Source organism: Dietzia papillomatosis NBRC 105045 (assembly GCF_001570845.1).
GTDB lineage: Bacteria > Actinomycetota > Actinomycetes > Mycobacteriales > Mycobacteriaceae > Dietzia > Dietzia cinnamea.
The window spans coordinates 1-14,699 of sequence record NZ_BCSL01000011.1 but is presented as its reverse complement, the minus strand read 5'-3'; the positions used below and the strand labels follow the sequence as shown (position 1 = coordinate 14,699).

The window sequence follows — 14,699 nt, the reverse complement described above, 5'->3', positions numbered from 1 at the left end:
ATGCGCTCCGGGTTCTCGATGATGCTCGGCGTCGAGCCGGACATCGACGTCGTCGGCGACGCGGCGGACGGTGCGACGGCGATCGAGAAGTGCCGCCGCCTCCGTCCGGACGTCGTGCTGATGGACGTCCAGATGCCGGGGACCGACGGCATCGCCGCCACGGAGACCATCACCGGAGAGCACTTGGCCAAGGTCCTCATCCTCACCACCTTCGACCGGGACGACTACCTGTTCGACGCCCTGCGGGCCGGCGCGAGCGGCTTCCTGCTCAAGAACTCCGACCCCGACGACCTGGTCGACGGCATCCGGGCGGTGGGCCACGGCCACGCCCTGCTCGCGCCCGAGGTCACGCGCCGGGTCATCGAGCGACTGGCGGCCCCGCCCCCGACCGACGACGCCCCGGATGCCGGGCGGCCGGGGCCGCGCGCATCCGAGCTCGCCGGACTCACCGCCCGCGAGACCGAGGTGCTGCGCCTGGTCGCGCGGGGGCTGTCCAACGCCGAGATCGCCGACGAACTGGTCGTGGGCGAGGCGACGGTCAAGACCCACGTCTCCTCCTGCCTGGCCAAGCTCCACCTGCGCGACCGCGTCCAGGCGGTGGTCCTGGCCTACGAGGTCGGCCTGGTCCACCCCGGCGACTGAGCCCGCCCGGTCCCTTCCCCTCGAGGCCACCCTCTTCCTGACGCCGCCCTCCCCCCCGAGGAGGAGATCTCTCCGCCGCCGTCCGCGTCAGATCATCCCGTGGGCTGATCCGCCGACCCCGGACCCGGGCCTAGCGTGAGCAGTAGACCGGCACCAGGGAGGGCACGAATGCTCGGAGTCAACGGACTGACCAGACGATTCGGCGACAACCTCGCCGTCGACGGCGTGACCTTCGAGGTCCCCGCCGGGGCGATGACCGGCTTCGTCGGCGGCAACGGCGCCGGCAAGACCACCACGATGCGCATGATCATGGGCGTCCTCCAGCCCACCGCCGGAACGGTGACGTGGGCGGGTCGCGAGGTCACGGTCGCGGACCGGCGCACGTTCGGCTACATGCCGGAGGAGCGGGGGTTGTACCCGAAGCAGCCGATCCTCGACCAGCTCGTCTACCTCGGCCGGCTACAGGGCCGCAGCGCGGCGGGCGCCAGGCAGACCGCGCTCGAACTCCTCGACAGGTTCGGCCTGGGAGAGCGCACGAGCGACAAGCTCGAGTCGCTCTCACTCGGCAATCAGCAGCGCGTCCAGATCGCGGCCGCCGTCATCGGGGAGCCCGAGTTCCTCGTCCTCGACGAGCCGTTCTCCGGACTGGACCCGGCGGCGGTGGACTCCATGGTCGACCTCCTCCGCGAGCACACCACCCGGGGCGTGCCCGTCCTGTTCTCCTCCCACCAGCTCGATCTCGTCGAGCGGCTCTGCGACCAGCTCGTCGTCCTGGCCCGCGGGCGGGTCGTGTCGACCGGGACCGTGTCCGAACTCCGCAGCCGGGGCCGGGTGCTGCACCGCCTCGTCGTGGGCGGGGACGCCGGCTGGGTCCGTGCGCTGCCCGGCGTCCACGTCGTGGACGTCGACGGCCCGGCCGCACTGCTCGAACTCGAGGGCCCGGGGAGCACGGACCTCGTCCTGCGTGAGGCGATGGCCCGCGGCAGCGTCAGCGAGCTCGCCCGGGTCGTGCCCAGCCTGTCCGACATCTACCGCGAGGTGACCTCATGACCACCACCCCCCTCACACGACGCCCGTCGTCGGCCGACCACGAGGACGCCTCCACCGGGCCCCGCTCCACGGACGCCGCATGGCGGATCGTCGCCGGGCGCGAGATCATGGTCAAACTGCGCGACCGGAACTTCATCATCTCCACCCTCACGACCATCGCGATCTTCATCGTCGCGTTCGGGGTGTCGTTCCTGCTGGGCGGAGACGACGGGGAGAAGCGGATCGCCGTCGTCTCGGGCGACGCGGTGACGATCGTCGAGCAGACGAACGCGCGGGCCGACGCCGCCGACGACGAGGACACCGACTCCTCGGCGACCGCGGGCGCGCCCACCGTGCGACTCGAGACCGAGCAGGTGGCGGATCCCGCGGCGGCCGAACAGGCGGTCCGCGACGGCGACGTCGATGCGGCCCTCCTCGGCGAGCAGGGGGCATGGACGCTCGTCGGCTCGGACGGCGTCGACTCCGACATCGCCGCCGCGGTCAGCGCGACGGTGGCGACCGCTGCACTCGAGCGCAACGCCGCGGCCGCCGGGACCACCGTCGCCGATCTCACGGCGGGCTCGATCGTCGAGGAGCGTCTCCTCGAGGCCGACGGGGCGGACGACGAAGGGATTCAGGTGATCGCCGGGTTCGTGTTCGTCTTCCTCTTCTACATGGCGGCGATCCTCTTCGGTTACGCCATCGCCAATAGCGTCGTGGAGGAGAAGCAGTCGCGGATCGTCGAGATCCTCGCCGCCGCCATCCCGCTGCGGCAGCTGCTCGTCGGCAAGGTCGTCGGCGCCACGGCCCTCGCCCTGGGGCAGATGGTGATCTTCGTGGCCATCGGCCTGATCGGCCTCAGCTTCACCGACTACGCCACCCTGCTGCCGTCGGTCGCCGGCGCGGCGGTCTGGTACCTGGTGCTCTTCGTCATCGGCTTCGTCGCCCTGGCGTGCCTGTTCGCCGTCGCCGGCGCGATGGCCACCCGCGCCGAGGACGTCCAGACCACGACCTCGCCCCTGCTCACGGTCATCATGATCGTGTTCTTCGGAGGCCTCTTCCTGCAGGACACGTGGCAGGTCATCGGCTCCTACGTGCCCATCATGTCGACGGTGACGATGCCGATCCGCCTGGTCGCCGGCACGGCGTCGTGGTGGGAGCCGGCCGTCGCCACCGTGATCACGCTCGTCACCGCCGCGGTGATCATCCGGATCGCCGAGCGGGTCTACCGCCGGTCGATCATGCAGACCGGCCGCAAGCTCACGTACCGCGAGGCGCTGTCCCTGACGGAGTGACCTGGCTGTCGACCAGTCGGTAACCCTGGCCGCGGACGGTCTCGATGGCGTGGGCCCCGAACGGGGCGTCGATCTTGCGGCGCAGGTAGCCGACGTAGACCTCGACGATGTTGTCGTCCCCGTCGTAGGCGGAGTCCCACACGGCCCGCATGATCTGCGCCTTGGACACCACCTGGTTGCGGTTGCGGATGAGGTACTCGAGCACCGCGTACTCCCTGGCGGTCACGCTGATCCGGGTGTCGCCCCGGCGGACCTCGCGGGCGGCGGGGTCCACGACGAGGTCACCGGCCTCGAAGGTGGCGGGGCGTTCGGGTGCGCCGCGGCGCACGAGGGCCCGGAGCCTGGCCTCGAGGACGACGAACGAGAACGGCTTGACCAGGTAGTCGTCGGCTCCGAGGTCGAACGCGTCGGCCTCGTCGTACTCGCCGTCCTTGGCGGTGAGCATGAGCACCGGGGTCCAGATGCCGCGCTGCCGCATCTCGCGGACCACCTCGTATCCGCTGCGGCGCGGCATCATGATGTCCAGCACGACGACGTCGAAGTCGTCGCCGCAGGCCATCTCGAGACCGGCTTCGCCATCGGGGGCGGTCTCCACGGACCACCCGCCCGCGGCCAGGCCGCGGCGCAGGCTCTCGCGCAGCGCCGGCTCGTCGTCGACCACAAGGACCCGCATCGGCTCGCTGCCCTATCCCCGCGGGTCGATCTCCTGGTCCATCCGCTCGGCGGGGACCAGCAAATCCGCGTGGCGGCGGACGACCTTGGCGGGCACTCCCGCCACGGTGGTGTGGGGCGGGACCTCGTGCAGGACGACCGAACCGGCGGCGACCTTCGAGCAGTCGCCGACGCGGACGTTGCCGAGCACGATCGAGCCCGCCGAGAGGAGGACACCGGAACCGATCTTGGGATGCCGGTCGCCGTCCTCGTTCCCCGTGCCGCCGAGGGTGACGCCCTGGAGGATCGAGACGCCGTCGCCGATCACGCAGGTCTCCCCCACGACGATGCCCGTGGCGTGGTCGACGAGGATGCCCGAGCCCACCCGCGCGGCCGGGTGGATGTCCATCGCGAAGACCTCGGAGATGCGGCTCTGTAGGAACGACGCGGCCATCACGCGACCGGAGTTCCACATCTCGTGGGCGACGCGGTGCACCTGGAGCCCGAGGAAACCCTTGGCGAAGAGATAGGGCACCAGATAGTTGGGGTAGGCCGGGTTCCTCTCGTAGCTCACCACGAGGTCCGCGGCCACGGCGTCGAGGACGTGGGGGTGCTCGACCAGCACCGCCCGGATCTCCTTCTCCAGGACGTGGCGGCCGATCTCGGGCGTCGCGATCCGGGACGCGGCGAGCCGCGCCAGGGATTCACCGAGGTCGTCGCACCCGTCGATGAGATCCAGGACTAGACCCGCGATCAGCGGTTCGTTCCGGCTCGAGGTCGCGTCGAGCGACAAGCGGTTCCAGACGGCGCGGACGGAGGAGTCGGCCTCCGCCTGCGGGACGCACGGGTTCTCGATGCTCAGCTCGATGGTCACCTGATACAGGGTAGGCGTGTGCGGCGACGCCGGGCGAGTCACGGCCGAATCGCCCGTGCCGAGCCACGCCTCGACGACCCTCGCCGGGCCCGGCAGGATGGGGACATGATCCTCATCAACGTGCGCTTTGACGTCAAACCCGAGTTCGCCGACTCCTGGCTCGAGATCACCCGCGAGTTCACCGAGGCCACCCGCGCCGAGGCGGGCAACCTGTGGTTCGACTGGTACCGCTCGCCGGAGTCCCCGAACACCTACCTGCTGTGCGAGGCGTTCCGCGAGGGCGACGCGCCGGCCCTGCATGTGCAGTCGGACCACTTCCAGCAGTTCACGGGGTCAGCCGCCCGGTACCTCGAGCGAACGCCGCGCATCATCAACACCCCGGCGGAGGGCGATCAGTGGGGCACGATGGGCGAGATCACCGTCGAGTGACCGTCGCCGGATAGCAGTGCGCCCCGGTGTCGCCGGCCGCGGGATCGCGGACGCGGACGACGCCGGGGCGTGCCGAAGCGTCGCCGGTCGGTCAGATCGAGCTGCCCAGCGCCGACTGCGCGAGCGCGAGCGGGTCGATCGGCCACCACTGGCCGTAGTCCAGCGCGTAGACGCGGTTGAGGTCGGACACCACACCGCCGACGGTGACCTGCTGCGCCACGGGCAGCTGGTGGATCGTCGCGGCCGGGTTGAGCCGCCCACCGGAACCCCAGTCGTGCTGCCAGAAGTACTGCCCGAGGCCGATCTGCCGGCACCAGTCGATCGTCGGCGCGTTGGCGTACACGCCGAGCTTCATGCCCGAGCCGTGCAGGTGGGCGCGCCAGCGCTCGAGGTACGGGCGGATCTGGTTGTCGAACTGCCAGCGGGTGGGGTTGTCGTCGATCGCCACGTACATCGGCACGCCCGACGGCCCGCCGGCCTCCCGGTGGATGCGGATGCCGATGGGCGCGTGGTGATCGCCGGCGCCGGCGCCGCCCTTCCAGTCCGCGGTCTCGGCGCGACCGTACTGGTAGCAGGAGACCATGTTCAGTCCGTGGGCACGAAAGTCGTCGACCTCGCGGCGCAGGAGCGGCTTGCCGGACATCCACTCGGCGCCGGGGCGGCGGTTAGAGCAGTAGCGCACGGCACCCATGTGGCCGGCCGCGCGGACCGACGCCGCCGACGGCGGGCCGGAGGCGTAGTCGAGCAGCGTGCCGACCGGGACCCCGGCTCCCGCGCCCGGCAGGGCACCGATCTCGGCGGGGATGGAGGACTGAGCGCCCACCGCGGGGGTCAGGCCCGCGGCGATGGCGCCGGCCCCGGCCGCGCTGAGGCCTGCGCGACGGAGGAAGGATCGGCGGTCGAACGTCATGGAGGTACTCCGGGATCTCGAACGGTGAGGGAGGCGTGTGGCCTGTGGGACTCACGCACCCCGACGAGTGTGTCACAAAGAGATCGCGGACGATATCCCCGCGTTACCACAGGAGAGCACCACCGCAGGGCAGGCGCGGCTGGTTGACTGATCTTCATGACACGATCCCGCAGATGGTCCGCCGTCGACATCCCCGACCAGACCGGGCGGACGTTCGTGGTGACCGGCGCCAACGGGGGCATCGGGCTGGCCACGACGGCCGCGCTCACGGCGCGGGGGGCCCGGGTCGTGATGGCCTGCCGGAACCTGGAGAAGGCAGAGGCGGCGCGCGCGACCCTTCCTGAGGCTTCGCGCGAGCGAGCGCGTGTGTGCCGGCTGGACATGGCCGATCTGGACTCGGTCGACGAGTTCGTCGCCGCCATGCGGGCGGAGGCCTCGGCGCCCGACGCGGCACGGTCCGGTGGCGGCCGGGTCGACGTCCTCATCAACAACGCCGGCGTGATGAACATCCCGCACGCCCGCACGGCGCAGGGCCACGAGATGCAGTTCGGGGTCAACGTCCTCGGCCACCACGCGCTCACCCTGGGCCTCGAGCCGATCCTGACGGACCGCGTGGTCTGGCTGGGCTCCCTCGCGCATCTGATGGGGCGGGTCGACACCGACGACCTCGGCATGGACGTCCGCGGCTACCGGCCGATGGCCGCGTACGCGAACTCCAAGCTGGCGTGCATCATGCTGGCCTACGAGTGGCAGCGGCACTTCGAGCGGGCCGGCGGCGGCCTCCGCTCGGTCGCCGCGCATCCCGGCTACACCGCGACCGAACTCATCCGGCAGAGCGGCAACCCTGTCGCCGACCGGTTCTTCGCACTCGGCAACTCCCTCACCTGGGCGGGCCTGTCACCGGAGACGGGCGCGCTGTCCGTGCTCTACGCCGCGACGGTGCCCGACGTGCCGGGCGGGGCGTTCGTCGGACCGGACCGCCTCGGTGGTCTGCGGGGGCACCCGCACCTCACCCGGTCGAGCCGCCGTTCGCACGACCGTGCCACCGCCGCCGCGTTGTGGCGGCGGTGCACGGAGGCCGCGGCGTTCCGCTAGGAGCGACCCGTCAGGCCAGCCCGGCGGCGGCCAGCCCGTCGCGCAGCTTGGCCTGATGCTCGGGCGGCCCCTGGAGCAGCGGCATGCGCAGGCGGTCCGAGCCGATGAGACCGGCCATCTTCAGCGCGGCCTTGACCTGGATGGCGCCCTGCGAGGTGTGCATGATGGCGTCCACGCCCGGGATGAGGCGCGTGTGGATCTCGCGGGCCCGCGGCAGGTCGCCCGCGTCCACGGCGTCGATCATCGCCCGGTAGTCGTCGCCGGCGACGTGGCCGACCACCGAGACGATCCCCGTGGCGCCGAGGGCCAGGAACGCCAGGTTGAGCACGTCGTCACCCGAGTACCAGAGCAGGTCGGTCTCGGCCATGAGGCGGCTGGCCTCGAACAGGTCCCCCTTGGCGTCCTTGACCGCCCGCACGTGGGGGATCTCCGCGAGCCGACGGATGGTGTCGGTGGCCAGCGCGGTGCCGGTGCGCCCCGGGATGTCGTACGCCATCACCGGCCGGTCGGCGGCCTCGGCGATCATCCGGAAGTGCTCGACGATCCCGTGCTGTGTGGGCTTGTTGTAGTACGGGGTCACCACGAGCAGGCTGTCCGCACCCCTCGCCACCATCTCGCGGGCCGCTCGCATGGAGTGCTCGGTGTCGTTGGTGCCGCATCCGGCCATGACCTGCACGCGGTCGCCGACGGCCTCGACGACCGCGGCGACGCTGTCGTAGTCCTCGTCGTCCGTAGTGGTGGCCGACTCGCCGGTCGTGCCGTTGACCAGCAGACCGTCGTGGCCGTGGTCGGCGAGATGGACCGCGAGTCGCTGCAGCGCGTCGAAGTCGATCGAGCCGTCGTCGTGCATGGGGGTCACCATCGCGGTGATGACCCGACCGAAGGGATTGTCCGACATGGGCACCAGACTAAGGCACACCTGTGACGCCGCGAGAGCCCGACGGGCCGTGGCGGACACGGCTAGGGTCGACACCACAGACCGAGGCACCACACAGCACGACCCACCGACGACCCCCGGAGGCGACCGTGACCGACTCGACCCGACCCGAGAACGACGCCCGCGTGCCCGACGAGTCGCCGGAGGAGCTCGGCAACACCGTCGACGGCTCCGGCGCCGGTGACGGGAGCACCACCCGAGGCACCGACGAGGAGGGTCGCGCCCCGGCGTCCCGGCCCTCGACCGCCGGCGACACCGGGCACGCCGCCGGCGACGCGGCCACCGGCGCGTCCGGTGAGAGCTCAGCCGACCGGGCCGAGCAGTCGAAGGTGTACCGGACCCCCGAGCAGCCGGACCACGCCGTCGGCGGCTCCGACGGCACGGCCGACGGTCAGTAGCCCGGTCGACCGGTGACCGTCGCACTCCTCCTCACGCTGGCGCTGGTCCTGCTCATCGCAGCGAACGCGCTGTTCGTCGGGGTCGAGTTCGGGTTCCTCACCGTCAACCGGGACGACGTCCGCGCCGCCGGCTCGGAGGGCGATCGCGTCGCCGCGGCCCTGGACTCCTCGCTCTCGAAGACCTCGACGAACCTGTCGGGGGCCCAGCTCGGCATCACGGTCAGCAGCCTCGTGGCGGGATACCTCACGGGCCCCTCCGTCGGGGAACTGCTCACCGGCGCGTTGGGCCTGTCCGGAATGCCGGAGGCCGCCGCCCGCGGTATCGCGATGACGGCGGCCTTCGTCGTCGTCACCTTCCTCCAGATGGTCTTCGGCGAGCTCGTCCCCAAGAACTGGGCCATCGCCGCACCCATGCAGGTGGCGAGGCTGGTCGTGCATCCGCAGCGCACGTTCATGACCGTGTTCGGTTGGCTGGTCACCGCCCTCAACGCCTCGGCCAACCAGGTGCTGCGCCTGCTCGGGTTCACCCCGACGGAGGAACCGGGTGACGCCCGCTCCCCCGAGGAGCTGCGGGCGTCGGCGGCGCGGTCGGGACGCGAGGGCGTGATGGACCCGCACACCGCCGAGCTCGTGACCCGGTCGATCTCGTTCGGCGAGCACCGGGCGGCCGACGCGATGGTGCCCAGGCCGCTCGTGACGTTTCTTCGCGACCACACTGCGCAGGACCTGCTGGACACCGTCGCCGCGACCGGCCGGTCCCGCTTCCCCGTCCTCGGCGGCACCGTCGACGAGGTGGTGGGCGTCGTCCACTACCGCCAGGCGCTGGCCGTGGACCCCGATGAGCGGGACCGCACTCCGGTGCGCGACATCGCCGCCGAGCCGACCGTGGTCTCGGAGATGATGACCCTCGATCCCCTGATGCGGCTGCTACGGCAGACCGATCTGCAGATGGCGGTGGTCGTGGACGAGTTCGGCGGTACCGCGGGGATCGTCACGCTCGAGGACCTGGTGGAGGAGATCGTCGGCGAGATCGACGACGAGCAGGACCGCGCGTCCCGCACGCACGAGCGGATCGACGACGACACGGTCCTGGTCGGCGGGATGATGCGGCCCGACGAACTGGGCGCGATCCTGCGGCTGGAGATCCCCCCGGCGGGCGCCGCGTCGACCCTGTCCGGGGTGCTGTCAAAATCGGCGGACCGCCTCCCCGAGGTCGGAGACGAGGTGGAGCTGGAGGCCCACGACCACGAGCACCGCGACCGCGACGACCTCCCCACCCGGGCCCGTGTGCGGCTGCGGGTCGAGACGGTGAGCGACTACCGGGCCGAGCGGGTCCGGGCGACGGTCCTGCGCGGCGAGCCGGACGACTCCGGCGACGCGGGGACGGAGGAGTCCGATGAGTGACGGCGTCGCGATCCTAGTGCTCGCCGCCCTCCTGCTGGGCAACGGCTTCTTCGTGGCCGCCGAGTTCGCGATGGTCTCCGCGCGCCGCGACCACCTCGAGCCCCGCGCGGCCCGGGGCAGCACCCGCGCCCGGTGGTCACTGCGTGGCATGGAGAACGTGTCGCTCTCGCTGGCCGCCACGCAGCTCGGGATCACCGCGTGTTCCCTCCTCATCGGCGCTGTCGGCGAGCCCGCCATCGCGCACCTCATCGAGAGGCCGCTGGAGTGGCTGGGGGTGTCGACCGGGTTCGCGCACCCCATCGCGCTGGTGATCGCCCTGCTCATCGTCACGTTCCTGCACATGGTGCTCGGCGAGATGGTGCCCAAGAACATGGCGATCGCACGGCCCGCCGCCGCCGCGCTGCTGTTGGGTCCGGTCCTGCGGGTGTTCGTCCTGGTGTTCCTGCCCGCCATCTGGCTGATGAACAAGACCGCCGACCTCGTCGTGCGCCACGTCCTACGCGTCGAGCCGAAGTCCGAGGTGGACACCACGGTCACGGTGGACCAGATGCGCGGGATGGTCGCGGCGGCCGGCGAATCGGGCCTGCTGGACGAGGACGAGACCACCCTCCTCGCGGGCGCGCTGGGGTTCGATCACATCACCGCGGCGGATGTGCTCCGACCGCTCGATGAGGTCGACGCGGTGGACGCGGACCTCACGACCGGCGAGATACAACAGCTGTGCGTCCGCACCGGGCATTCTCGGTTCCCCGTGCTCCGCGACGGCCGGTACGTGGGGTAAGTCCACGTCAAGGACGTCCTGGCCGACGACCCGTCCCGCCCGTTGCGCCCCGAGCGGATCCGCCGGCTCGGCTCGGTGTCGCCCGACACGCCACTGGACGACGTGCTGGCCACCATGCAGCGGGCCCGGGCCCACCTGGGGGTCGTCGACCGCGATGACGCCGCGGACGACACCTCCGCAGCCGGCCCGTCGGGTCTCGTGGTTCTGGAGGACGTGCTCGCCCGACTCGTCGGCGAGGTCCGTGATGCCACCCCGGAGGCCGAAACGGGCGCACCTCAGGGGTCGACCGGCGCCTAGCGGACCTTGTCCGGGTTCGTGTCGAGTACGCGGCCGAGCGTGTTGTCCACGAGGAGCTGCGTCACCCCGGCGTAGGTGGCCACACTCACTCGAACCGTGGCGATCAGCGCGTTCTGCAACATCCTCTACCCTCCGTCGATAAATGTGACTCCTGTCACGGTACCTGCGAGCATGGTCGCCCGCGGGTACTTCCACCCAGAAACCTGGACGCCCGTTCTGATGTGCGACTCCGAACGCTAACCATCCCCCTACTCGGATGCCACCGGATCCCGCCCGTCAGCCGGCGGGGTAGCGCCGAACGGTCGAATCCGATCACGTTTGCGCCGGTCGCGACCCCGTCGGCCCTGCGCTTGTGACCACTCGGCGCAGATCGGGGCGACCCCCGGCCCGGGGGTGCGGGCGACCCCGGTGCGGGTGCGGGCGACCCCGGTGCGGGCGACCCCCGGCCCCGGTGCGGGTGCGGGCGACCCCGATGCGGCGCGGGCCATCCCCGGCGCGGCGCGGCCACCCCGCCGCTATAGTTGATGCGTCACCGGAGCCGGCGGCGCTCGCACAGGGCCCGCCATGTCCCGAGGAGGTCACCGTGCCCGCGCTCGTCCCCGGCGTCGAGATCCACCGCTCCCGTGCGCGGTCCCGCGACCGGGGCGGCTGGCTGGACTCGCAGCACTCGTTCTCCTTCGGCCGCTACCAGGACCCGATGAACACGCACTTCGGGCGACTGCTGGTCAACAACGACGACCACATCGCGCCCGGCACCGGCTTCGACACCCACGGGCACCGCGACATGGAGATCGTCACGTGGGTCCTGTCCGGCTCGCTGGTCCACCAGGACTCAGAGGGCCACAGCGGCGTCATCTACCCGGGGCTCGCCCAGCGGATGAGCGCGGGCTCGGGGATCCTGCACTCCGAACGCAACGACGGCTGGCGCGACGGCTCGCTCCGTGCCGACACCCCCGCCGAACCGGTCCACCTCGTCCAGATGTGGGTCGTGCCGGACACGACCGGTGAGCAACCCGGCTACGAACAAATGGAGATCGACCCGCGCGAGCTCGAGAACCACCTCGTCGTCGTCGCCGGGGGCCTTCCCACCCACGCGGACCGCGCCGCCATCCGGATCCGCAACCGCACGTCCGCGCTCCACGCCGCCCGGCTCACACCCGGACGCACCGTCGAGCTCCCCGACGCGCCCTATCTCCACCTCTACGTCCCACTCGGGTCGGTCACCCTGGAAGGCGAGGGCGCCCTGGACACCGGCGACGCCGCGCGCCTCACCGCCACGGGCGGGCGACGCGTCGCCGCCGGCGCGCAGGGCGCCGAGATCCTCGTCTGGGAGATGCACGCGGGCATGACCATGCTCGACGTGCGCGGACACTAGCCCTCCCCGCTGGCCGAGCCCTCCTCGGTGGCGTCCGACGGCGCCCCGTCATCCTGCTCGGAGTCCGGGATGTGATGCAGCGGGTGGACAGGTTCGGGCGACGGCGAGTGCTCGTTCCGCTCGAGCGCCTCCGGCGAGTACGCACGGCGCCACTGGCGGGTCACCGTGGGCGGCCGCTCGCCGAGATCGTTGCTGATACCCCGCACGAGGCTGTACATCATCACGAAGCCCACCACGAAGAACGGCAGACCGACGACCGTGATGACCTCCTGAAGGGCGGTCAGACCGCCCTCGCCGGTACCCGCCAGGATCGTGGCACCGACCGCGCCCATGAGCACGCCCCAGATCACGCGCTGATGGGTGGGCGAGACCTGGACGTCGTCGTCCTTCCCGGACGCGATCATGTCCACGACCATCGCCGCGGAATCCACGGACGTGGTGAAGAAGATGACGACGAGGACGACCGCGAGACCGGACAGGAACGTCGCGAGCGGGTAGTTCGACAGGAACGCGAAGAGCGCACCCGGGATGTCACCCTCGTCGACCACCGCCTCGGTCAGCCCGCCCGAGCCGAACAACTCGACATGGAACGAGGCCATACCGAAGATCCCGAACCACAGGACCGAGAAGCCCACCGGCAGGCCGAGGACGCCGAAGACGAACTGACGGATGGTGCGGCCGCGGCTGATCCGGGCGATGAAGATGCCCACGAACGGCGACCACGTAATGGTCCACGCCCAGTAGAAGACGGTCCACGTGTTCTGCCACGATTCCAGGTCGTCACTGGCGGGGAAGACGTTGTTCCACAGGGCCAGCTCCGGCAGCGTGGCGAGATAGACGCCCAGCGACTCGACCGTGCCCTTGAGCAGGAACAGGGTCGGGCCCGTGACGAGGATGAACAGCAGCAGGGCGATCGCCATGGCGATGTTGAGGTTGGACAGCCGCTTGATGCCCTTCTCCAGCCCCAGGGCCACGGAGATGCAGGCCACGGACGTGACGACCGCGATGATGAGCACCTGGACGACCGGCGACATCGCGATGCCGAAGAGTTCCGCCAGGCCCGCGTTGATCTGCAGGGTACCGAGGCCGACCGAGGTGGCCACGCCGAAGACGGTACCCACGAGCGCCACGACGTCGATTGTCTTGCCGATGGGACCGAAGACCTTGTCCCCGAGGATCGGGGCGAAGATCGAGCTGACGCGCGGCGGCATCTTGCGCTTGTAGATGAAGTAGGCGAACGCGAGGGCCGGCAGGGCGAAGATCGTCCACGTGTGCAGACCGAAGTGGTACAGCGTGAACGCCATCGCCTCCTGCGCGGCGTCCGTGCTGCCCGGTTCCACGTTCCCCCGCGGCGGCGTGGCGAAATGAGAGATGGGCTCCGCGACGCCCCAGAACATGAGGATCGTGCCGATGCCCGCGGCGAAGAGCATGCCGAACCACGCCGCGGTGGAGTGCTCCGGGTCCTCGTCGTCGCCGCCCAGACGGACGTGTCCGAACCGGCTGATGGCTATCCAGATGAGAAAGGCCAGGAACGACGTGACCCCGAATACGTAGAACCACCCGAGGTTGGTCATGATCCAACCCGACGCGGTGCCGAAGACCTCGCCCACCCACTCGCCGGCGAAGAAAGTGATGACGACGAAGGCGAGGATCACCCCGACAGTCGAGAAGAACACCCCCGGATCGGTCTTGAGCCTCAGTGCTCGCAGTATCCGTTCGGACATGATCTCTCCCGTCGTCTCGGCCCCCTCAGAGCACCGCTGCCGGATCGAGTAGCTCAGTCAGAGTTCATAGGTCAGTACGCGAAGTTGTGTACCACGAAAACTTTGCCGTTGCCGGAGTAGGCGATGCCCATGCCCGCCGAGCGGTAGCCCGGGTCGAGGAGATTCTCGTTGTGGCCGGGCGAGTTCTTCCACAGGTCGACCAGGCAGATCGCCCCACAATGGGTGCCCGCGGCGACAATGTTCTCCCCGTGACCCCGGTTGATCAATGCTGTGTTGTGAATCACCTCATCCCGGGCGGCGAGGCGATCCGCCCACGCCTGGGCCTCGCGGTCAAGGTCGGCGTTGGGCGCAAGGGCTCCGCGGCCGTGGGCGATGCGGTAGGCGTCGATCTCGCGAATGATCCCCTCGCGCAACCCCCCGGTGACCCCGAAGGCGGCGACATCCCCGTACGCCATCTCGCTGGAACCGACCGCCGCCCACGCCTCCGGCGGCAGGGCGGCGCGCACCTGCGAGACGATCCCCTCCACCTGCGGCGCGAGGTGCGCCGGGATCAGGTGCTGGGGGATGAAGGAAGGCAGGGTCTGGGCGGAAGCCGTGGCCGCCCCGCCGCCCACGAGGGTGGCGGCGGTGACGGCGATCGTCGCGAGTGACGCGGTGAGCCTTGTGCGCATGATGGTGATAATGCCGTTTCGGTGCGCCTGACGCGAACCGTTTGATCGATCAGGTAACGAACCGGACTCGGCACCGCGTTACCGCTGTGACCAGCGATTATCAGTGTTGCTTGTGTGGCGAGAGTGGTTACTCCGTCCGGACGGGCGGCCAACTTCGGCGGCCGCGCCGAGTGGGTCCCGGGAGCAG

General features: G+C 70.7%; 17 protein-coding genes. 10 read left to right on the top strand and 7 right to left on the bottom strand.

All coding sequences use genetic code 11. The features are described 5' to 3' along the window. From DPA01S_RS05510 to DPA01S_RS05500, 3 genes are all read left to right on the top strand, one after another. Positions 1–642, top strand: a complete 642-nt coding sequence (locus DPA01S_RS05510) for a response regulator (protein ID WP_061914558.1) — start codon at positions 1–3, stop codon at positions 640–642. 168 nt (positions 643–810) lie between these two features. Continuing rightward, positions 811–1,692: an ABC transporter ATP-binding protein gene (locus DPA01S_RS05505; protein WP_061914462.1), complete on the top strand. Its 882-nt coding sequence runs from the start codon at positions 811–813 to the stop codon at positions 1,690–1,692. Continuing rightward, complete coding sequence (locus tag DPA01S_RS05500; RefSeq protein WP_061914458.1) at positions 1,689–2,966, top strand: ABC transporter permease; 1,278 nt, start codon at positions 1,689–1,691, stop codon at positions 2,964–2,966. The genes DPA01S_RS05505 and DPA01S_RS05500 overlap by 4 nt, the downstream gene beginning before the upstream one ends. On the opposite strand, the gene DPA01S_RS05495 is transcribed toward DPA01S_RS05500, so the two are convergent. Both DPA01S_RS05495 and epsC read right to left on the bottom strand, forming a co-directional pair. Further along, on the bottom strand, positions 2,932–3,639 hold the full coding sequence (locus DPA01S_RS05495) for a response regulator transcription factor (RefSeq protein ID WP_061914455.1): 708 nt from the start codon (positions 3,637–3,639) through the stop codon (positions 2,932–2,934). The genes DPA01S_RS05500 and DPA01S_RS05495 overlap by 35 nt on opposite strands. A 12-nt stretch (positions 3,640–3,651) precedes the next feature. Continuing rightward, positions 3,652–4,491: a serine O-acetyltransferase EpsC gene (epsC, locus tag DPA01S_RS05490; protein ID WP_061914453.1), complete on the bottom strand. Its 840-nt coding sequence runs from the start codon at positions 4,489–4,491 to the stop codon at positions 3,652–3,654. Positions 4,492–4,596: 105 nt separating this feature from the next. Between epsC and DPA01S_RS05485 the strand changes: the two genes are divergently transcribed. Beyond that, positions 4,597–4,920, top strand: coding sequence for a putative quinol monooxygenase (locus DPA01S_RS05485; protein ID WP_061229258.1), 324 nt, complete (start codon positions 4,597–4,599; stop codon positions 4,918–4,920). Positions 4,921–5,011: 91 nt separating this feature from the next. Here the strand turns inward: DPA01S_RS05485 and DPA01S_RS05480 are convergent, their stop codons facing one another. Further along, positions 5,012–5,830, bottom strand: coding sequence for a DUF1906 domain-containing protein (locus DPA01S_RS05480; protein WP_061229259.1), 819 nt, complete (start codon positions 5,828–5,830; stop codon positions 5,012–5,014). Between the two features lie 156 nt (positions 5,831–5,986). Here DPA01S_RS05480 and DPA01S_RS05475 point away from each other — a divergent pair, with 156 nt between their 5' ends. After that, positions 5,987–6,925, top strand: a complete 939-nt coding sequence (locus DPA01S_RS05475; RefSeq protein ID WP_061229260.1) for an SDR family NAD(P)-dependent oxidoreductase — start codon at positions 5,987–5,989, stop codon at positions 6,923–6,925. Between the two features lie 10 nt (positions 6,926–6,935). On the opposite strand, the gene dapA is transcribed toward DPA01S_RS05475, so the two are convergent. Continuing rightward, positions 6,936–7,823, bottom strand: coding sequence for a 4-hydroxy-tetrahydrodipicolinate synthase (gene dapA, locus DPA01S_RS05470; RefSeq protein WP_061914450.1), 888 nt, complete (start codon positions 7,821–7,823; stop codon positions 6,936–6,938). A gap of 128 nt (positions 7,824–7,951) precedes the next feature. Here dapA and DPA01S_RS05465 point away from each other — a divergent pair, with 128 nt between their 5' ends. From DPA01S_RS05465 to DPA01S_RS17230, 4 genes are all read left to right on the top strand, one after another. Further along, positions 7,952–8,260, top strand: a complete 309-nt coding sequence (locus DPA01S_RS05465; RefSeq protein ID WP_061229262.1) for a hypothetical protein — start codon at positions 7,952–7,954, stop codon at positions 8,258–8,260. A 12-nt stretch (positions 8,261–8,272) separates the two neighbouring features. Next, complete coding sequence (locus DPA01S_RS05460; protein WP_061229263.1) at positions 8,273–9,664, top strand: hemolysin family protein; 1,392 nt, start codon at positions 8,273–8,275, stop codon at positions 9,662–9,664. Beyond that, a complete protein-coding gene (locus tag DPA01S_RS05455) occupies positions 9,657–10,445 on the top strand; it encodes a hemolysin family protein (protein ID WP_232303029.1) in 789 nt (262 codons plus the stop codon). The genes DPA01S_RS05460 and DPA01S_RS05455 overlap by 8 nt, the downstream gene beginning before the upstream one ends. Before the next feature lie 75 nt (positions 10,446–10,520). Further along, positions 10,521–10,742: a hypothetical protein gene (locus DPA01S_RS17230; RefSeq protein ID WP_232303028.1), complete on the top strand. Its 222-nt coding sequence runs from the start codon at positions 10,521–10,523 to the stop codon at positions 10,740–10,742. Here the strand turns inward: DPA01S_RS17230 and DPA01S_RS17435 are convergent. Next, positions 10,739–10,864 carry a hypothetical protein gene (locus DPA01S_RS17435; protein WP_256386791.1) on the bottom strand — a complete coding sequence of 42 codons (126 nt, stop codon included), beginning with the start codon at positions 10,862–10,864 and terminating at the stop codon, positions 10,739–10,741. The genes DPA01S_RS17230 and DPA01S_RS17435 overlap by 4 nt on opposite strands. 461 nt (positions 10,865–11,325) lie before the next feature. Here DPA01S_RS17435 and DPA01S_RS05450 point away from each other — a divergent pair, with 461 nt between their 5' ends. Further along, positions 11,326–12,117, top strand: a complete 792-nt coding sequence (locus tag DPA01S_RS05450; protein WP_061914447.1) for a pirin family protein — start codon at positions 11,326–11,328, stop codon at positions 12,115–12,117. Here the strand turns inward: DPA01S_RS05450 and DPA01S_RS05445 are convergent. Continuing rightward, the gene (locus tag DPA01S_RS05445; protein ID WP_061914444.1) at positions 12,114–13,841 is read right to left on the bottom strand and encodes a BCCT family transporter; all 1,728 of its coding nucleotides are present in this window, start codon (positions 13,839–13,841) and stop codon (positions 12,114–12,116) included. The two genes, DPA01S_RS05450 and DPA01S_RS05445, sit on opposite strands and share 4 nt — an antisense overlap. Positions 13,842–13,912: 71 nt before the next feature. Then, complete coding sequence (locus DPA01S_RS05440) at positions 13,913–14,512, bottom strand: CAP domain-containing protein (protein ID WP_061229266.1); 600 nt, start codon at positions 14,510–14,512, stop codon at positions 13,913–13,915. Positions 14,513–14,699: the final 187 nt, after the last annotated feature.